The following is a 17,959-nucleotide window of genomic DNA, read 5'->3' on the forward strand; positions in this document are numbered from 1 at the left end:
ACCGTTCATGAAGCGCTTCCTGTGGGTGCGGCCCAGTGGGGGCTGGTCGCGCAGTTCCCCGCGCCCCTAAGGGGCGCTCGCCGTGGCGCCCTGCTTTCAGGGGCGCGGGGAACTGCGCGAGCAACCACGACGCACCCGCAGTCAAAGAGCTGCCCGCACCCGCGCTGGGAGAGCTACCCGCAGCCGCAGGACCCCCGCACCACCAGCCGCGACGGAAACGTCTTCAGGCGCTCCCGCCGCGACCCCGCCACCCGCAGGCCGTCGTCGAGGACCAGGTCCACCGCCGCCCGTGCCATCGCCGGGCGGTCCGATGCGATCGTGGTCAGCGGCGGGTCCGCCAGTGCCGCCTCCTTGATGTCGTCGAAGCCGGCCACCGCCAGCTCTCCCGGCACGTCGATGCGCAGCTCGCGGGCCGCCCGCAGCAGGCCGATCGCCTGGTCGTCGGTGGAGCAGAAGAACGCCGGCGGCCGGTCGGGGCCGGCCAGCACCTCCAACGCCACCCGGTACGCGTCGTACCGGTTGTACGGCGCCTCGAAGAGCCGGCCCTCCGTGGTCAGGCCCGCCTCGTCCATGGCCCGCTTCCAGCCCTCGACGTGGTCGGAGACCGGGTCGCCGACGGCCGGGGTGTCCGCCGTACCGCCCATACAGGCCACGTACTCGTAGCCGTGCTCCAGCAGGTGCCGGACGGCGAGCTGGGCGCCGCCCAGGTCGTCCGTCACCACCGCCACGTCGTCGATCGCCTCCGGCCGCTCGTGCAGCAGCACCACCCGGGCGTCCCAGGCGTCGATCTCGGCGGCGGCCAGATCGTTCAGCGCGTGCGAGACGAGGATGAGGCCCGAGACCCGCATCCCCAGGAACGCGCGCAGATAGTGCACCTCGCGCTCGCCGACGTAGTCGGTGTTGCCGACCAGCACCATCTTTCCGCGCTCGGACGCGGCCTGCTCCACCGCGTGCGCCATCTCGCCGAAGAAGGGCTGACGGGCGTCCGGAATGATCAGGCCTATGAGGTCCGTGCGCCGGGATGCCATCGCCTGGGCGACCCGGTCGGGCCGGTACCCCAGCTCCTTGATCGCGGCGAGGACACGCTCGCGCGTGGCCGGTGCGACCGGCCGGGGTCCGTTGTTGATGACATAACTGACCACGGCGGTCGAAGTCCCCGCCAGCCGCGCCACATCATCCCGAGTCACCTTGGCCACGCGCGGAGTCTACGCGGATGGACCCGCTCTGGGCAGGGCGTATCGAAGCTTCGCTTGCGGAAGCAATGCCCCGTCCGGGCGACGGCCATGCCTCGCCCGGACCACCACTACGCCTCCGCCGCCGCCTCGACCGCGTCCAGGGCCGCCGAAGCGTCCGCATCCTCCGGCTTTGGGCCCTCGGCCCGCGCCCTGGCCTCGTCGCCGGCCCGCTCGCCCCGCTCGCCCTTCTCGGGGGTAACGAATCGATAACCGACGTTCCGGACGGTTCCGATCAAGGACTCGTGCTCCACGCCGAGCTTGGCGCGCAGCCGCCGTACGTGTACGTCGACGGTCCGGGTGCCGCCGAAGTAGTCGTAGCCCCAGACCTCCTGGAGCAGCTGTGCACGAGTGAACACGCGGCCCGGGTGCTGGGCCAGGTACTTGAGGAGCTCGAACTCCTTGAAGGTGAGGTCGAGGACCCGTCCCTTGAGTTTGGCGCTGTACGTCGCCTCGTCCACCGAGAGGTCGCCGTTGCGGATCTCCATGGGCGAGTCGTCGTTGACGATCTGCTGGCGGCCCATGGCGAGGCGCAGCCGGGCCTCGACCTCGGCGGGGCCGGCGGTGTCGAGGAGTACGTCGTCGATGCCCCAGTCGGCGGTGACGGCGGCGAGGCCGCCCTCGGTGACGACCAGGATCAGCGGACAGCCGGGGCCGGTCGACCGCAGCAGCTGGCAGAGGCTGCGTACCTGCGGGAGGTCGCGGCGGCCGTCGATGAGGATGACGTCGGCGCCCGGCGTGTCGACGAGGGCGGGGCCCTCGGCCGGAGCGACCCGCACGTTGTGCAGGAGCAGCCCGAGGGCCGGCAGCACCTCCGTGGATGGCTGGAGGGCGTTGGTCAGGAGCAGCAGAGAACTCATATGTCTGGTTCCTCCTCGGTCCCTGCGAGGACTGTGTGCAATGACACTGCGCTGCGCTCCCGATCCTCCGTACATCCGCGGTCACCTGGAGTTTCCCGCTTCGTATACAGAGCTTCCGAAAGCACAAAAGGACCCGGTGGCGGCGCTGCCCGAGTCCTCTGCCCAGCAGAATAGCCCACATGAGCATCGGTCCGGCAGGTCGTGTGGCACGTTCCATCGTTCGTCCGGCATATGAGACGAGCAGAAACGCCTCTATGCGGACGTTTCTGCACACGGACGACGGGGTTTCCATCGATTCCGTATACGATCCCGCCGCCGTCGTATACGACGGCTCCCGGTCACCTTCCCGTGACCTGGTGTTCGTCCTGGCCCACGGGTTCACCGGCGACGTGGACCGGCCGCACGTGCGACGGGTGGTGGCCGCCCTGACGGCTTACGCTCCGGTGGTCAGCTTCTCCTTCCGGGGCCACGGCCGCTCCGGCGGGCGCACCACCGTCGGCGACCGCGAGGTCCTCGACCTGGCGGCGGCGGTGCGCTGGGCGCGCCGCTTCGGGCACACCCGCGTGGTGACCGTCGGCTTCTCGATGGGCGGCTCGGTGGTGCTGCGGCACGCGGCGCTGAACGCCGGGGTGGACGCCGGGGTGGACGCCGGGGTGGACGCCGTGGTCTCGGTGTCGTCCCCCGCCCGCTGGTACTACCGGGGTACCGCCCCCATGCGCCGCGTCCACTGGCTGGTCACCAGACCGGAGGGCCGGCTCGTCGGCCGCTACGGCTTCCGCACCCGTATCCACTGCCGCGACTGGAACCCGGTGCCGCTGTCCCCGGTGGAGGCCGTCCCGAAGATCGCCCCCACCCCGCTGCTGATCGTGCACGGCGACAGCGACGGCTACTTCCCGGTCGACCACCCCCGGATGCTCGCGGACGCCGCCGGTGGCGCGGCCGAGCTCTGGCTGGAGCCCGGCATGGGGCACGCCGAACACGCCGCGGACGACCGGCTGCTGGCGAGGATCGGCGACTGGGCGGCCTCCCGGGCGGGCTAGCCTGAGCCTGTACACGAGCCCACGCAGGTACACAGCCACACAGGTGCAACAGCTACACAGCTACAACAGCCACACAGCTACACAGGTACAACAGCCACACAGTTACACAGCCGACCGAATTGTTCTTGCTGAGTCTCTTGAGGAACCTGATGCCCAAGGTCACGGTGCGCTACTGGGCCGCCGCGAAGGCCGCGGCCGGCACCGCCGAGGAGCCGTACGACGCGGACACCCTCGCCGAGGCGCTGGACGCGGTGCGTGCGCGACACCCCGGGGAACTCGCGCGCGTCCTGCGGCGATGCTCCTTCCTCATCGACGGTGACCCCGTGGGGACGCGCGAGCATGAGACGGTACGGCTGGCCGAGGGCGGCACGGTCGAGGTGCTCCCGCCGTTCGCAGGAGGGTGAGCGAGACCGATGACCAACCAGCCGCACGAGGGCTACGACCCGTATCAGCAGTACCAGCAGCCTCAACAACCCCAGCAGTCCCAGCAGCCCGCCCAGCCCCAGTGGGGGTACGAGGAGCAGCAGTACGCCACCCAGCAGTGGCAGGGGCAGACCTGGGAGACGCAGACGCACGCGCCGGTGCAGGCGGCGCAGCCGCAGGCCTCGGCGGCGGAGACGGCGTACATGCCCCAGCAGACGTACGCACCGGCACAGGCGCAGGCACAGCAGCACGCGCAGCAGCCGCAGTCCCACCCCCAGCAGCCGCAGCAGGCTTACGCCCAGCCGCAGCAGGCTCACGCCCAGCAGCAGCCGGCGTATCCGCAGCAGTCGGCCTACCCGCAGCAGCCGCAGCCGCAGCAGCCGCAGCGGGCATCGCAGCCGCCGCAGTCGGCGCACACGCCGCCCCCGGTGCCCACGCCCGCGGCCGGCGCCGGACCCGCTGAGTCCGGCTCGCCCGGCTCCGGCTACGGTCCCGCGACCGTCGCCGGCAACGCGCGCATCACCGACGCGCAGCGGGCCCGCCTGGAGGGCCGCTCACCGATCATCGAGCCGGGGATGCAGCCGGCGCTGCTGACGGGCCTGCTGGGCCTGCTGCTGGCGGTGGCGGCCCCGATCTCCTCGTACGCCCTGGTGGTCCCCCTGGTGATCCTCCAGGCGGTGACGGCGGCGGGCTGGTTCCGGCTGAACGGCATGTGGCCGGCCCGCCAGGGCATCGCCCTCGCCTTCCTGGGCGCGCTGGCGGCGGACGCCGCGGTCCTGGTGGCGGGGCGCGACCAGGCCCCGGCGGCGATCCTCGGCCCGCTGGGCATCTGGGTCCTGCTGTCCCTGGTCCTCCAGCTCCGCTCGCACGCGGACGCCGACACCCGTATGTACGGACTGATGGCCACGGTCGCCTCCTCCGCGCTGGCGATCATCGCGACGGGCTTCCTGGGCGCGGACCCGGACGCGGCGTCGGTGGGCGCGGCGGCGGTCGCGGTGGCGGTGGTGGCGCGGGCGCTGCCGCTGCCGACGGTGGCGTCGGTGATCGTGTCGGTGCTGGCCGCGGCCGGGGCGGGCATCGCGGTGGGCGGCATGACCGGGGTGGGCGCCAAGGGCGCGCTGATCGGGGCGGGGGCCGCGGTGTGCGCGCTGGCCGGTCACCGGGCGGCGAGCTACGACTACCCGTCGAAGTTCGTCCACTTCACGGCGGGCGTGGCGCTGCCGTTGGCCGCGGCGGCACCGGCGGTGTGGATCCTGGGCCGGTAGTTCTCGGCCGCGGGTGCGTGGTGGTTGCTCGCGTAGGTCCCGCCGGGCTGCCGGCGATGTTCAAACCTGACAGATGTTCGACCTGTCAGAAGTTCAAACCTGTCACAGGTGTTCGACAAACTCCCGGTTGTCGTCCCCGGCAGGGTTAGCGTGAACCCGCCGTTATCGAACGCCGAACCGGGGGACCCCACCATCATGCGAGCCCTGCGTATCTTCCTGATCGTCGTCGTCATTCTGGGCGTGCTCTTCGTGGTCGTCGACCGCGTCGCCGTGCACTTCGCCGAGGGTGAGGCCGCCGGCAAGCTGAAGACGACGGAGGACCTCGCGAGCACCCCGGACGTCTCCATCAAGGGCTTCCCGTTCCTCACCCAGGTCGCCGGGGGCACGCTGGACGACGTGGAGGTCGGCATCAAGGACTACGACGCCACCACCGGCACGGCGGGCAAGACGATCCGCATCGAGGACCTGAAGGCCGACATGAAGGGCGTCGACTTCTCCGGCGACTACAGCTCCGCCACCGCGCGGACCGCCACCGGTACCGCGCTCATCTCCTACAGCGAGCTGCTGAAGAACGTGGACACGCAGCCCACCGACCTCGGCCTCGGCTTCACCGGCAAGGTCGTCGGTCTCGCCGACGGCGGCAACGGCAAGATCAAGGTCACCCTCGACCTCACCGTCCCCGGTGTGGACGCCCACCAGAAGGTGACCGTCCTCAGCACGGTCACGGTCAAGGACAACGCCGTGCAGGTGCACGCCGACAACCTGCCCAAGCTCGCCGGGGTCAGCCTCGTCGAGGACCGGTTCCGGCAGGCCTCCGACTTCCAGCAGGCGATCAGCCAGCTCCCCGGCGGTATCCGGCTGGACAAGGTGGAGGCGGCGGCGGATGGTGTGGAGATCGGGGTGAAGGGTTCGAACGTCCGGCTGGCCGGGTAAAAGTCGCCACGGCTGCGGCCGACGGGCTCGGAGCACCGGCCGGGACGTCGGAGGGAACCCGTCCGTCACCCGGACGGGGGACTGGACCCGTGCCTCACCCGGACGGGGGACCGGACCCGCCCCTCACCCGGACGGGGGACCGGACCCGCCCCTCACCCGGACGGGGGACCGGACCCGTCCGTCGGCCTGTACGACCGGCGAGCCCGTCCATCTGTCGAGACGGCGGCGTCCGTACCGTAGATGTGACGACGGCTGCGGCAGGGCCGCCGCGGCCTGATCACGCCCCGGACCCGCATCACGTCCCATAATCCGGACGATCGCGTCTCATCATGCGACATGCCGGTGACATGCCCGGTCATCCGTCCCTACGATCGAGCCCATGAAGCGTCAGGCGGATCTCACGAAGCGGCGGGCAGTCGACCTGTGCCGCGTCGCCGCCATGCTCTGTCGCCCCTTCTGACGGTGGAGGCCCCTGCCTCCGCATCCCCCCTGCCCTCCCCTGCCGAGGGCATCCGTGCGCGCCTGCGCGCACCCACCCGCACTCGCACGCCCCGCCGCAACTGCCCGGAGGAGAAAGAGCATGAGCCGCAGCGACGTCCTGGTCGACGCCGACTGGGTCCAGGACAACCTGGACAACCCCGAGATCGCGATCGTGGAGGTGGACGAGGACACGTCCGCCTACGAGAAGAACCACATCCGCAACGCGATCCGCATCGACTGGACCAAGGACCTGCAGGACCCGGTCCGCCGCGACTTCATCGACCAGGAGGGCTTCGAGAAGCTCCTGTCGGCGAAGGGCATCGCCAACGACACGCTGGTGATCCTGTACGGCGGCAACAACAACTGGTTCGCGTCCTACGCCTACTGGTACTTCAAGCTCTACGGCCACGAGAACGTCAAGCTTCTCGACGGCGGCCGCAAGAAGTGGGAGCTGGACGCCCGCGAGCTGGTCGAGGAGGTCCCGGAGCGCACCGAGACCACCTACACGGCCAAGCCGCAGAACACCGCGATCCGCGCCTTCCGCGACGACGTCGTGGCGGCCATCGGCTCGCAGAACCTCGTCGACGTGCGTTCCCCCGACGAGTTCTCCGGCAAGCTGCTCGCCCCGGCCCACCTGCCGCAGGAGCAGTCGCAGCGCCCGGGCCACGTCCCGTCCGCCCGCAACATCCCGTGGTCGAAGAACGCCAACGACGACGGCACCTTCAAGTCGGACGACGAGCTCAAGGAGCTCTACGCCGAGGAGCAGGTCGACCTCGCCAAGGACACCATCGCGTACTGCCGTATCGGCGAGCGCTCGGCCCTGACCTGGTTCGTCCTGCACGAGCTGCTCGGTGTCGAGAACGTCAAGAACTACGACGGTTCCTGGACCGAGTACGGCAGCCTCGTCGGCGTCCCGATCGAGCTCGGCGCCAACAAGTAGGACCCCGCAGGACCCCCGCAAGACCCTGGCAAGTCCCCAGACCGACCTTTCAAGACCTCAACAGGAGTACGACATGTGTGGAGCGAAGGCCGGCGGCCCGGACAGCTCGACGATCAAGCCCGGTGAGACCACGATCCAGGGTCAGGTGACCCGGGACGGCGAGCCGGTGACGGGCTACGTCCGCCTCCTGGACTCGACCGGTGAGTTCACCGCGGAGGTCCCCACCTCCGCCACCGGACAGTTCCGCTTCTACGCGGCGGAGGGCACCTGGACCGTCCGAGCCCTCGTCCCCGGCGCCACCGCCGACCGCACGGTCGTCGCCCAGCAGGGCGGCCTGGCCGAGGTCGCGATCGCGGTCTGACCAGCTGGACGCAAGGGCCGCACCCCGGGCCGAAACCCCGAGGCGCGGCCCTTCGCCGTCCCCGCCCACCGGACCCACCCTGGACGCATGCGCGCCCGGCGTCGTCGCGTGACCCCTTCTTGACGCGTCTCCCGCACTGCTTCGCAGGCTTCGAGACGCTGCGCCGGCGTGAACATCAGTCGCTCCGCGACGGGCGTCCGTCGATCCCGCAGCGGGGTCGTGCTCAACCTTCCCGGCCGACCTACCCTTGACTCATGCTCGCCCGGCGTCGTCGCGCGTACTTCGTCATGATGGGGATCTGCATCGGTCTCTTCGTCCTGGCCTGGGGAGTCGTGCGTATCTGGTCCGTCCCCGCCGCCGTGGGGATGTGTGTGGTGGCCATGGTCATCCCGCCCGTCGCCGCGATGGTCGCGAACCGGCGAGGGCCCGACGACCGCTGGTGGGACGACCCCTCCGGTGACCCCAAGTCCGACGAGTGGTGGGACGAGCTGGACGGGAAGAAGCGCCCCCGGTCCTGAGGTCCGACGTGCCCGGCCTACCGGAACGCCTCGACGTTGCGCAGGGCCCACGCGGCGAAGGTCCGGGGCGGACGGCCGAGCACTCCCTCGATGTCCGGGCTGAGCCGCAGCTCGTCCGCGTTGGGCTCGCCGAGGACGGCCAGCGTCGTCGCCACCACCGGCTCCGGCATGAACGCGGCCATCCGGGCGTGCGCCGCGGCCCGGGTCAGCTCCACGAACCGCACCGGCTCACCGAGCGCCGCCCCGATGGCCGCCGCCTGCTCCCGCGGCGTGACGGCCGCCGGACCGTTCAACTCGTAGACCCGGCCCGCGTGTTCGTCCTTGCGCAGGGCCACCGCGGCGACCTCCGCGATGTCCGCCGGATCGACCACCGGGATCCCGACGTCACCGAACGGCGCGGCGACCGTCCGCTCGGCACGCACCGACTCCGCCCAGGCGTAGGCGTTGGACGCGAAGCCGCCGGCCCTGAGGATCGTCCAGGCCAGGCCCGACCCGCGGACCGCGTCCTCGACCGCCCGCATCGCTCCGCCGTGCGAGGGCGACTCCGGCCGGGTCGCCACGCCCTGCGAGGAGAGCAGCACCACCCGCGCCACCCCGGCGTCCCGGGCAACCGCAAGCACGGCCCGGGCGTCGAGCCCGTGGCCGCCCGTGCCGCCGTCGTGCAGGAACAGCGCCTCGGCACCGCCGAGCGCCGGCCGCAGACTCTCCGGCTCGGCCAGGTCGGCCCGCACCTGTACGACTCCGTCCGGCAGGTCCACGGGGGCGATCCCCCGCGACACGGCCGTCACCCGTTCCCCGGCCGCCGCCAGGGCCGCCACCAGCCACCGGCCCACGTTCCCGGTCGCACCCGTCACCACGATCATGCTCAACTCCCGTATTTTCCGGTGGTCTTCAGCGATGACAGGGACGCTAACAGCGCCGGTATAGTAGGTACCTAGAGGAAAGTGACTACCTCAGAGGGGTGTGGCTCATGACGACCGCGACTCGACGGCCCGCACCCGACGCCCTGTCCGACCCCGAGCTGGCCTGTCCGGTCTCCCCGGTCGTGGACATCGTCTTCAGCCGGTGGACGACACCGATCCTCTGGTCCCTGCACACCTTCGGCCGCCAGCGGTTCGTCCAGCTGGAGCGACGCATCAAGGGCATCACGCCGAAGGTGCTCACCCAGCGGCTGCGCCAGCTGGAGCGCGACGGCCTGGTGGTGCGCACCTATCACCCCGAGGTGCCACCCCGCGTCGAGTACGAGATCAGCGACCTCGGCACCACCCTCGCCCCGCTCTTCGCCCACCTCGCCGACTGGGCCGGTACCCACCTCGACGACGTCGAGACGGCCCGGCAGCGCTACGACGAGGCGGGATCCCCGCGCCCCTGAAGCGCGGTTCCCAGAGGCACGGTTCCAGAGGCGCGGTTCTAGTAGACGAGCGCCTGCGTCCCCTCCGCCATCGCCTCCTGCACGAAGACCTGCGCACCCGCGATCCGTACGCCCTCGATGACGTCCTTCTCCGTGATGTCCCGGCGGGCCGCGCACTGCGTACAGAGCGTGAGCGTGCCGCCCGCCAGGATCGAGTCGACCAGGTCCGGCAGCGGAGCGGCATGCGGCAACTCGAACTCGGCGGCCCGCCCCGGCAGCGCGAACCACGCGGACTCGCCGGTCAGCCACATCGACACCTCGACGCCGCTGGCGACGGCCACCGCCGCCACCGTGAACGCCTGCGAGCACCGCTCCGGGGCGTCCGCCCCGGCCGTCACCTTGATCACGAGCTTCTTCGCCATGCGTGCAGCGTAATCGGGCCGCGTCAGGGCTGGTGCTCCGCGCGCTGGTGCTGGCGCAGCAGCACGTTCGCGTCGGTGGCCGCGCTGTGGTCGTACGCGACCAGCGCGGTCTCTCTTCGATCGCAGAGGTCCGCGCACTCGGCGCAGCCGGGGACGGGCCGGGGTGGTCGGCTCAGGTCGTCGGGGGACGGCGGTACGGCCCAGGTACTTCGGCCGTTCGCCGCGCGTACCCCGGCACTGAGCCGCTCTCTGTCGGTAGCGGGGCGTAGCGTCGCCGGGTCGGCCTGCCACTCCCTGCCGCCACCGACGGGACGCAGCATCGCGTACGGCCCCGACTGGTCCCGGTACTCGCCGACCTGGTCGGTGGCGGTGTCGTAGAACAAGGTTCCGGGCTCCATGGCATTTGCTCCTTTCGTCCAACATCTATACGAAATGCGCGAGTTGGACTACTCTGGGTATCGAGGCTGCTACGAGCATGGCCTGGAGGTGGCGTCGGCACGCCGATGGCGAGCGGTTCTTCCCCGTCTGGCGGCGCTAATTCCACACATTCCATGGCGTACCAGGGAGGGGTGCGGTGCCGCAGAGGCGCGTGGTGACGGGGCGTAGTCAGGAGCCCAGGCAACGGTTCGCGGAGGAGCTACGGCACCTGAGGGCCGAACGGGGGGTGAGCCTGCGGGAGCTGGCCGAGGAACTGGGCTGGGACGCCTCCAACTTCGGCAAGATGGAGAGCGGGCGGAGCCTGGGGAGCCCGGAGGTCGTGGAGGCGCTGGACCAGTACTACGGGACGCCGGGGTTGTTGCTGGCCATGTGGGAGTTGGCGGTTGGGGATCCGTCGCAGTTCAAGGAGCAGTACCGGCGGTACATGGTGCTGGAGGCCGAGGCGGTGAGCCTGTGGCACTACGCGGTGAGCCGTCCGCCGGGAATGCTTCAGACCCCGGCGTATGTGCGTGAGGCGCTCGCAGCAGGCGGCTTGAAGGACGAGGAGCTGGAGCGGCAGGTCGTTGCGCGCATCGGACGACAGGCGGTGCTGGAAGGCGACGACGCCCCGCCGTTTCGCGTCATTCTCTCAGAGGCGGTGCTGCGTAACTCGTTACGCGACCCTGGGGAGTGGCGAGAGCAACTGGAGTATCTGGTGGCAGCGGGAGACCGCTCGCACATCACGTTGCACGTGCTGCCGTTCGGGACAGGTCTGCACGGCCTGGCAAGCACCGATGTGATGTTCCTGCGGCTGCTCGACGGGCGCGCGGTTGCCTATGCCGAAAACGACGTACGGGGCGAACTGGTCGAGGAAACAAGCCGGGTTGAGCACCTCCACCGCACTTATGATGCCGTACGTGACCTGGCGCTGAGCCCTGCCGAGTCGCGGACGTTCATCTTGCGTATGTTGGAGGAAGTGCCGTGCGAGCCATCGACTTGAGCAATCTCACGTGGCGCAAGAGCAGCTACAGCAACTCCGACGGCGGCCAGTGCATCGAAGTTTCCGACGACCTCCTTCGTGTTGCCCACTGGCACAAGAGCAGCTACAGCAACTCCGACGGCGGCAACTGCCTCGAAGTCGCCGCCGGTCTCCCCTCCCTCGTCCCCGTCCGTGACAGCAAGGACCCCGATCGCGGCGCCCTCCTCTTCGGCGCCTCCGCCTGGGTGGCCTTCGTCGACGGAGTCAAGCACTGACGTTCGTCGTCCGGCCGTCGCACAACGCCTGGTCGATCAGCGTGCTCGCCGCGTTCTCCTGGGCCAGGATGTGGTCCGGGGTGTCGCCGCGGGCCTCGGACATGGAGACCACCGCGCTGCGCCTGCCGTCGTCGGTGACGCCGTTGAGGGTGATGTAGCCGCCGTCCCCGCCCTCGTGGCCCCAGTAGCTTCCGCCGCAGCTCAGGGGGCGTTCGACCAGGCCGAGCCCGTATCGGCCGCCGGGCCACAGCTGTTGGACCTCGGCGTTCACGGGGACCGTCCGCTTCATCTCGGCCAGTTGGCGTGCCGGGAGGAGGCGGCCGGCGAGCAGCGCGCGGAGGAGGCGGTTCTCGTCGCGTGTGGTCGTGGCCCAGGAGAGGTTCTCGGGGTCCACCGGGATCTGGTCGGTGACGTCCACCCGGGAACCGGGGCCGAAGTACTGGTAGGCCTGGGCATGCGGCCGGGGCAGGGCGGGCGAGGCGCCCAGCCAGCGGGTCCGGTCGAGGCCGAGCGGGCGCAGGACGCGGTCCTCGATCTCCTGGTGGGCGGGATGGCCGGTGGCCTTCTGGATGATCAGGGCGAGCAGGACGTAGCCGGTGTTGGAGTACGCCCAGCCCTTGCCGGGCGGGAAGTCCGGTGCGTGGGCCATGGCGCGGGCGACGAGTTGCCCGGGGCCGTAGACGTCGTGGCGCTGCCGGTAGTACTCCTCCGGCGTGGTGTATCCGGGCAGGTCGTCGTGGATGCCGCTGGTGTGCTGGAGCAGCTGGCGGACGGTGATCCGGCGGCCGTCGTTGCCGTTCCCCCGTACGACTCCCGGCAGCCAGTGGTCGACCGTGTCGTGCAGGGACAGCCTGCCCTCGGCCTCCAGCTGGAGGACCACGGTGGCGACCAGCGTCTTGGCCGTGCTGGCCATGCGGAAGTAGCCGTCGGCGGCCACGGGGCGGCCGGTGTCCAGGCGGGCGGTGCCGCTGGTGGCGACCGACTGCCGGCCGTCGGGCGCGATCACGCGGGCCTGTACACCGCTGATGCCGAGGGCGTGGATCGCGTCGGTGTCCCGCTGTAACCGCGCAACCGGGGAGGCGGTGGCGGTGGTCGTCCCGGTGGACAGCAGAGTGGCGACACCGAGCGCGATGGCGAGGTACTTGAGCGGAGTCGACATCATGACTGAACGCTAGGTCTGCCCCTCCTGGGGCGCGATCCGGTCCACCCCAGGATCCGAGTGGGGGATATCCCCCCGGTCACGGTCACGGTCCCGGTCCCGGTCGCGGTCGCGATAGGCATCGATCGCCACCCGCACGAACGGCCGGAGCAATGGATTCGTGTCTCCCTCGACCCACGCCACCACCACCCTGCTCGGCCGCATGTCCACGACCGGCACCGTCACGAGCCCGGCGCCCGGCTCGTGGTCGGTCGTCGTCATGCCCACCGTGCCGTTCCACAGCACCGCCTGCCGGCATTCCTGGATCGCCCGCACCACCGGCCCCTCCCGCACCACGCCGCCGTTCCAGTACGACTGCCAGCGGCTGTCCGTGCCCGCCGGGAACCGGAACCACTGCCGGTCGGCGAGGTCGGCCAGCGTCAGGCTCTCCCGGCGGGCCAGCGGATCGTCGGCGCGCAGCAGTGCGCCCACCGGGTCGGCCCGCAACTCCCTTACCGCCAGCCCGGTTTCGTCGAAGGGCGCGCGGGTCAGGGCGATGTCGACGAGCCCGGCGTGCAGCCCGCAGGTGGGGTCGGTGAGGTCGGTCTCGCGGACGCGGATATCGACGCCGGGGTGGCGTTCACGGTAGGCGCGGGCCAGCCGGCGCACGCCGGGATCCGTGCTGTCGCCGAGGAGGCCGACGGTGAGGGTGGTGGCGCCAGCCGCCGTGGCGACCCGCACGCGCAGCCTGTCGGCCTGGTCGAGCAGCGCCCGGGCCTCGTCGAGGAGCACGGCTCCGACGGGGGTGAGGGCGACACCGGCCGGGGATCGCTCGAAGAGCGCCGCGCCGATCTCGCCCTCCAGCCCCTTGATCGCACGGCTCAGCGGGGGCTGGCTCATGTGGAGCCGTGCGGCGGCCCGGCCGAAGTGGAGTTCCTCGGCGACGGCCACGAAATAGCGCAGCGTCCGCAGCTCCATCCGCTCCATCCGCTCCATCCGCTCCCTCCGCTTCACCCCTCCATACAGCCACGATACCGATCGGGTATCGAGTCTGCGGAACAGGTCTTGGACAGCCGTACCGCCCCGGCCGTGGAATCGAGGCATGACGAACCACGACCAGCACGATGAGCCCGCCGTATCCGTCGTCGGCCCGGACGACGGCGAGGTGCTCGTCCTCGGCACCACCCGGATGCGTGTCCTGGAGGACGGCCGTACCACCGGCCACCGGCTCGGCGTCGCCGAGTCCGTGCTCGCACCGCACACCCCCGGCCCGCCGCAGCATCGGCACGCCGAGCACGACGAGGGCTTCTACGTCGTCTCCGGATCCGTGCGGTTCACGGTCGGGGAGGACGACCACGACGCCACCGCGGGCACCCTGGTGATGGTGCCGCCCGGCGCCCCGCACACCTTCGCCAACGTCACCGACGAACCGGCGGTCATGCTCAGCACGTTCACGCCCGACCTGTACGTGCGGTACTTCCGGGAGCTGCGGGACCTGTTCGCGACCGGAGCGGCACCGACCGCACGGGCGAACGTCGAGGTGATGAGCCGTTACGCCACCGAACCCGCCTCATGAGCGTCGCCTACTGGATCGTCGCCGGACTCCTCGCCCTCTTCTACCTCTACGCGGGCGGCCTGAAGGTCGTCCGGAGCCGGGAGCGGCTGCGGCCGATGATGGCGTGGGTGGACGGCATGCCGATGGCGGCCGTACGGGCGATCGGGGCGGTGGAACTGCTCGGCGCGCTCGGCCTGGTGCTCCCGCGCCTGACCGGTGTCGCGACCTGGCCGGCGGTCGCGGCCGCGTCCGGGTTCGTCGTCCTCCAGGTCGGCGCGATCCGGGTCCACCTGAAGATGGGGGACCGTCAGGTCGCCCTCAACGTCACGGCGTTGCTCGCGGCGGCGGTGACCGGCTGGCTGGCGGCGGTGTCCTGATCGTAATTAATGGTTGTACAACTCAGTGAGTCGACCACGAGTCTCCTGTGGCGCGCGGATCAAGGAACCGCGCTCCCGTTTCCACAGGGGGATCCATTGGACGCCTCAGAAACACCTCCAGAAACACCTCCAGAAACTCCTCCGGGAAGACCTCCGGGAAGACCTCCGGGAAGACCTCCGGGAAGACCAGGAAGACGCCGTACCGGCGTGCTGATCGCCACCGCCGCCGTGCTCGGCGTCGTGGCCGGTACCTGCGTCGGCTACCTGGTCCAGGCCGACCGCGAGCCCACCGCCCTGCCGCCCCTCTCCCAGCCGTCCCTCGCACAGGCGAGGGGCGCGGGCCCCGAGCCGCTGTCGGCCGCCCAGGACCGCCAGGTCAAGGTGGACGGCGACCTGCGCAAGCTGCTGCTGAGCAAGCCGAGCGGGGCGCGCAAGGGGCTGTACGAGGTGGGCAGCGACGGCTGGCTGGACCTGGCCGGGTACGCGGAGACGTACAAGTCACCGGCCGGTGCCTTCAACAACCTGGTCGGCCAGAACGAGTTCCGCCGGGCTGCTGTCACCAACTGGCGTGAGGGCGGCGACTTCGGCGTCGAGATCCGGTTGGTCCAGTACCGCCAGCTGGAGAGGGGCGCGGAGGCCGCCGACGCGGCGGGCGACGCCTACTACTACGCCGAGCCGGCCGGCGACCACGACACCGAGAGCTGGCCGATACCCGGCACGGGCGACGGCATGGCGTACGTCCACGAGAAGGCCGACACGTCCTACGGCGTGGGCGTCTACTCCGCCGAGGCGCACGCGTGGCGAGGGGACATCGCCATGGAGATCTGGATCTACGACACGAAGCCGATCCCGAAAACGAAGGTGCTGGATCTGGCCAAGCGGCAAATGGAGCGGCTGTGACCGAGAACCCGGAAACGTCCGTGACTCCGGCAACGTCCGCGTCCGCGGAGCCGACCGCTGCCGAGCCGCCTTCCGCGGAGCCGACCGCCGTCGAGCCGCCGCCTGTCGAGAAGCGGCCGCGTGACCGTCGTCATATCGCTGTCGTCGGTGCCGCCGGTGTCCTGGCCGCCGTGGTGCTGGCCGGGGTCGCCTGCACCGTCGTCACCGTCCAGGGCGCGGACCGCGACCCCGGTGCTCCCGTCTGGAGCCTGCCGAAGGCGGCCAAGGAGACGAAGGCGGCCGGCGGCAGCGGTCTCCGGGGGATGCTGCTGCCGTACGACGGCGACACGTACGACCGCGGCCCGGACATGGCCGAGTTCGGATCGGACGCGGCGTTGTCCGGCGAGCAGGCGAGCCTGCTGCGCAAGGAGTCGATCAAGGACCTGCCGCGTTCGCAGCGGCAGCAGCTGGAACGGCAGCTCGACCGGAACCCGGTCAAGGGCATGGCGATGCGCAGCTACGTGAACACGGCCGTGACCACGTACGACGAGTACACGATGGAGATCGTGCTGGCGCAGATGGGGAACCAGCGGACGGTCCGTTCCATGGCGGCCGGCCAGCAGGAGCTTTTCAACGCTCTGAAGGTGTTTCGCAAGGGCCCGGAGATCCAGGGTTACAAGGACTCGGCCTCGTGCTTCCTGCCGCCGGCCGACTCGGGCGAGAAGCTCGACACGATGTTCTGCACCGGCTACGTGGGTGACGTCCTGGTCACCGCCACGGCGACCGCGGCCAAGCCGTTGGACAAGAAGAGCGCGGCCGACATGTTCCGCGCACAGCTCGACCGCATCAAGGAGCCGGGGGCGTCGGTATGACCACGGACACGAACCAGCCGGAGGTCTTCGACGACCTCGCCGAGATCCCGCCACAGCCCCCGAAGAAGGACCGCCGCGTGCTGCGGGCCGCGCTCCGCTGGGCCTCCGCCGTGGCCGTCTTCGCGGTCGTCGGAGCCGGGACGGCCTACGGCGTGACCCGGCTCGACCGGACCGATGTACCCGGGCTCGGCACGCACTCCGACGGGCGCTGGACGTACCCCACCCTCGTGCGGCCGCCGCTGCCGTCCGGGAGCCCCGGACCGAACGACAACTCCCGTAACCCGGCCGGTAACCACTTCGCCGACCTGCGGAAACTCGTACTTCCCGCGCCGGAGGGTGCCACCGCCGACGCGGCCCTCAAGGGCAACGACGGCTGGCTGCCGGCGAAGACCTTCCTCGCCGAGTTCACCGCGCACGACCGCGACGGACTGCGCCGGAAGCTCCTCGACGACGGGCCGCGGCACCTCACCGCCCGCGGCTGGACCACCCCCGACGGCACGCACACCCGGATCTACCTCCTCCAGTTCGGCACGGCCGCGGTCGCGGACGAACTCAGCCACCAGCTCATGACCTACTCGTCGCCGTCCTTCGCACTGCGCGACGGCGGCCAGTACGAACTCGACCAGAAGTTCCCGGACCCGGCCCGGATCGACGACGTCACGCTGGCGTCCTACACGGAGCTCAGGCCGTACGGCGCCGAGCAGGTCCGGCAGGCCTACGTGACCAGCGGCGACACCGTCGGCGTGATCATCCAGGCCCGGAAGGGCAGCGCGCTCGCCGTCCCCTTCCAGCAGACGGTCACCCTGCAGAGCGAGCTGCTGGCCTGAACCCCGCAGGGGCACACCTCGCCAAGAGCCCCGGGCCCCGGCCGCGTAAGCTGGGGCCCGGCTCTTGTACGTACGCCCACCCCCGCTCAAGGAGCACCCGTGGAGATCTTCTTCGAAACCCTGCTGGTCCTGGTCTGCGTCGGCGTCATCGCCTTCGCCGGACTGACCGTGAAGAAGCTGTACCAGGGCCAGCGCTGATCCCCACCGCCTAGGAACCGCCGTCATGATCGAGATTCCGTCCGACCTGCACAAGGACCTGGTCCCGCTCGCCTTCTTGCTGGGCAAGTGGGCCGGCGCGGGCGTCCACGACTTCCCGGGCTCGGAGAAGTGCAACTTCGGCCAGGAGGCCACTTTCAGCCACGACGGGCGTGATTTCCTGGAGTACCACTCCCAGACCTGGGTGCTGGACAACGACGGGAACAAGGTCCGCCCGCTGGAGACCGAGCACGGCTTCTGGCGCATCGACGCCAACCGCAGGGTCGAGGTCACGATGACCCGCGACGACGGCGTGATCGAGATCTGGTACGGCGAGATGGCCGACAAGAAGCCCCAGATCGACCTGGTCACGGACGCCGTGGCCCGCACCGCCGCCTCCGCCCCGTACAGCGGTGGCAAGCGCCTGTACGGCTACGTCAAGAGCGACCTGATGTGGGTGGGGGAGAAGCAGACCCCCGAGGTCGAGCTGCGCCCGTACATGTCCGCGCACCTGAAGAAGGTCGTCACTCCGGAGGAGGTCGAGCGCTGGGCCAAGGCCCTGCCCGCCGATATGCCGGACGACGGCATCGCCTTCTTCAAGTAGTTCCCGCCGAGTGGTT

24 protein-coding genes are annotated in these 17,959 nt (G+C 70.6%); 17 read left to right on the forward strand and 7 right to left on the reverse strand.

Annotation, left to right across the window (positions count from 1 at the left end; all coding sequences use genetic code 11):
• Positions 1–173: 173 nt before the first annotated feature.
• A complete protein-coding gene (locus AB0N16_RS22670; RefSeq protein WP_351708916.1) occupies positions 174–1,196 on the reverse strand; it encodes a LacI family DNA-binding transcriptional regulator in 1,023 nt (340 codons plus the stop codon).
• A gap of 107 nt (positions 1,197–1,303) precedes the next feature.
• Positions 1,304–2,092 carry a response regulator transcription factor gene (locus AB0N16_RS22675; RefSeq protein WP_365799399.1) on the reverse strand — a complete coding sequence of 263 codons (789 nt, stop codon included), beginning with the start codon at positions 2,090–2,092 and terminating at the stop codon, positions 1,304–1,306.
• A gap of 179 nt (positions 2,093–2,271) precedes the next feature.
• On the opposite strand from AB0N16_RS22675, the gene AB0N16_RS22680 reads away from it, so the two are divergent.
• The 8 genes from AB0N16_RS22680 (at position 2,272) to AB0N16_RS22715 (ending at position 8,052) form a co-directional block, all read left to right on the forward strand.
• A complete protein-coding gene (locus AB0N16_RS22680; RefSeq protein ID WP_365799401.1) occupies positions 2,272–3,132 on the forward strand; it encodes an alpha/beta fold hydrolase in 861 nt (286 codons plus the stop codon).
• A gap of 149 nt (positions 3,133–3,281) precedes the next feature.
• Positions 3,282–3,536 carry a MoaD/ThiS family protein gene (locus tag AB0N16_RS22685; RefSeq protein WP_365799403.1) on the forward strand — a complete coding sequence of 85 codons (255 nt, stop codon included), beginning with the start codon at positions 3,282–3,284 and terminating at the stop codon, positions 3,534–3,536.
• Between the two features lie 9 nt (positions 3,537–3,545).
• Positions 3,546–4,820, forward strand: coding sequence for a hypothetical protein (locus AB0N16_RS22690; protein WP_365799405.1), 1,275 nt, complete (start codon positions 3,546–3,548; stop codon positions 4,818–4,820).
• 195 nt (positions 4,821–5,015) lie between these two features.
• The gene (locus AB0N16_RS22695; protein WP_365799407.1) at positions 5,016–5,753 is read left to right on the forward strand and encodes a DUF2993 domain-containing protein; all 738 of its coding nucleotides are present in this window, start codon (positions 5,016–5,018) and stop codon (positions 5,751–5,753) included.
• Between the two features lie 379 nt (positions 5,754–6,132).
• Positions 6,133–6,213, forward strand: coding sequence for an Ms5788A family Cys-rich leader peptide (locus AB0N16_RS22700; protein WP_350751515.1), 81 nt, complete (start codon positions 6,133–6,135; stop codon positions 6,211–6,213).
• A 120-nt stretch (positions 6,214–6,333) separates the two neighbouring features.
• Positions 6,334–7,173: a sulfurtransferase gene (locus AB0N16_RS22705; protein ID WP_360515835.1), complete on the forward strand. Its 840-nt coding sequence runs from the start codon at positions 6,334–6,336 to the stop codon at positions 7,171–7,173.
• 73 nt (positions 7,174–7,246) lie between these two features.
• The gene (locus AB0N16_RS22710; RefSeq protein WP_351708937.1) at positions 7,247–7,534 is read left to right on the forward strand and encodes a DUF1416 domain-containing protein; all 288 of its coding nucleotides are present in this window, start codon (positions 7,247–7,249) and stop codon (positions 7,532–7,534) included.
• Between the two features lie 254 nt (positions 7,535–7,788).
• Entirely contained in the window at positions 7,789–8,052 is a 264-nt protein-coding gene (locus tag AB0N16_RS22715; RefSeq protein ID WP_365799409.1) for a DUF3099 domain-containing protein, read from the forward strand.
• A gap of 17 nt (positions 8,053–8,069) precedes the next feature.
• Here the strand turns inward: AB0N16_RS22715 and AB0N16_RS22720 are convergent, their stop codons facing one another.
• Entirely contained in the window at positions 8,070–8,915 is an 846-nt protein-coding gene (locus tag AB0N16_RS22720; protein ID WP_365799411.1) for an NAD(P)H-binding protein, read from the reverse strand.
• A gap of 107 nt (positions 8,916–9,022) precedes the next feature.
• On the opposite strand from AB0N16_RS22720, the gene AB0N16_RS22725 reads away from it, so the two are divergent.
• On the forward strand, positions 9,023–9,424 hold the full coding sequence (locus AB0N16_RS22725; protein ID WP_365799413.1) for a helix-turn-helix domain-containing protein: 402 nt from the start codon (positions 9,023–9,025) through the stop codon (positions 9,422–9,424).
• Positions 9,425–9,462: 38 nt separating this feature from the next.
• On the opposite strand, the gene AB0N16_RS22730 is transcribed toward AB0N16_RS22725, so the two are convergent.
• Both AB0N16_RS22730 and AB0N16_RS22735 read right to left on the reverse strand, forming a co-directional pair.
• Positions 9,463–9,825, reverse strand: coding sequence for a DsrE family protein (locus tag AB0N16_RS22730; RefSeq protein ID WP_046732507.1), 363 nt, complete (start codon positions 9,823–9,825; stop codon positions 9,463–9,465).
• Positions 9,826–9,848: 23 nt separating this feature from the next.
• Positions 9,849–10,223, reverse strand: coding sequence for a hypothetical protein (locus AB0N16_RS22735; protein WP_365799415.1), 375 nt, complete (start codon positions 10,221–10,223; stop codon positions 9,849–9,851).
• 176 nt (positions 10,224–10,399) lie between these two features.
• Here AB0N16_RS22735 and AB0N16_RS22740 point away from each other — a divergent pair, with 176 nt between their 5' ends.
• Together AB0N16_RS22740 and AB0N16_RS22745 are read left to right on the forward strand one after the other, a co-directional pair.
• Complete coding sequence (locus AB0N16_RS22740) at positions 10,400–11,242, forward strand: helix-turn-helix transcriptional regulator (RefSeq protein WP_365799417.1); 843 nt, start codon at positions 10,400–10,402, stop codon at positions 11,240–11,242.
• A complete protein-coding gene (locus AB0N16_RS22745; RefSeq protein WP_365799419.1) occupies positions 11,224–11,496 on the forward strand; it encodes a DUF397 domain-containing protein in 273 nt (90 codons plus the stop codon). Before AB0N16_RS22740 ends, AB0N16_RS22745 begins: the two co-directional genes overlap by 19 nt.
• On the opposite strand, the gene AB0N16_RS22750 is transcribed toward AB0N16_RS22745, so the two are convergent.
• Both AB0N16_RS22750 and AB0N16_RS22755 read right to left on the reverse strand, forming a co-directional pair.
• Positions 11,486–12,658, reverse strand: coding sequence for a serine hydrolase domain-containing protein (locus AB0N16_RS22750; RefSeq protein WP_365799421.1), 1,173 nt, complete (start codon positions 12,656–12,658; stop codon positions 11,486–11,488). The two genes, AB0N16_RS22745 and AB0N16_RS22750, sit on opposite strands and share 11 nt — an antisense overlap.
• A 9-nt stretch (positions 12,659–12,667) precedes the next feature.
• A complete protein-coding gene (locus AB0N16_RS22755) occupies positions 12,668–13,612 on the reverse strand; it encodes a LysR substrate-binding domain-containing protein (protein WP_365799975.1) in 945 nt (314 codons plus the stop codon).
• Positions 13,613–13,736: 124 nt separating this feature from the next.
• Here AB0N16_RS22755 and AB0N16_RS22760 point away from each other — a divergent pair, with 124 nt between their 5' ends.
• The 6 genes from AB0N16_RS22760 (at position 13,737) to AB0N16_RS22785 (ending at position 17,943) form a co-directional block, all read left to right on the forward strand.
• Entirely contained in the window at positions 13,737–14,210 is a 474-nt protein-coding gene (locus AB0N16_RS22760; protein WP_365799423.1) for a cupin domain-containing protein, read from the forward strand.
• Entirely contained in the window at positions 14,207–14,566 is a 360-nt protein-coding gene (locus AB0N16_RS22765) for a DoxX family protein (RefSeq protein ID WP_365799425.1), read from the forward strand. The genes AB0N16_RS22760 and AB0N16_RS22765 overlap by 4 nt, the downstream gene beginning before the upstream one ends.
• A 207-nt stretch (positions 14,567–14,773) precedes the next feature.
• Complete coding sequence (locus AB0N16_RS22770) at positions 14,774–15,466, forward strand: hypothetical protein (protein WP_365799427.1); 693 nt, start codon at positions 14,774–14,776, stop codon at positions 15,464–15,466.
• Between the two features lie 20 nt (positions 15,467–15,486).
• Positions 15,487–16,317 carry a hypothetical protein gene (locus AB0N16_RS22775; RefSeq protein WP_365799429.1) on the forward strand — a complete coding sequence of 277 codons (831 nt, stop codon included), beginning with the start codon at positions 15,487–15,489 and terminating at the stop codon, positions 16,315–16,317.
• Positions 16,314–17,144 (forward strand): hypothetical protein, encoded by an 831-nt coding sequence (locus tag AB0N16_RS22780; protein WP_365799431.1) that lies wholly within the window; start codon positions 16,314–16,316, stop codon positions 17,142–17,144. Before AB0N16_RS22775 ends, AB0N16_RS22780 begins: the two co-directional genes overlap by 4 nt.
• Before the next feature lie 223 nt (positions 17,145–17,367).
• Positions 17,368–17,943 (forward strand): FABP family protein, encoded by a 576-nt coding sequence (locus AB0N16_RS22785; RefSeq protein WP_351708981.1) that lies wholly within the window; start codon positions 17,368–17,370, stop codon positions 17,941–17,943.
• Positions 17,944–17,959: the final 16 nt, after the last annotated feature.

The organism is Streptomyces sp. NPDC051105 (assembly GCF_040682795.1).
Classification (GTDB): Bacteria; Actinomycetota; Actinomycetes; order Streptomycetales; family Streptomycetaceae; genus Streptomyces.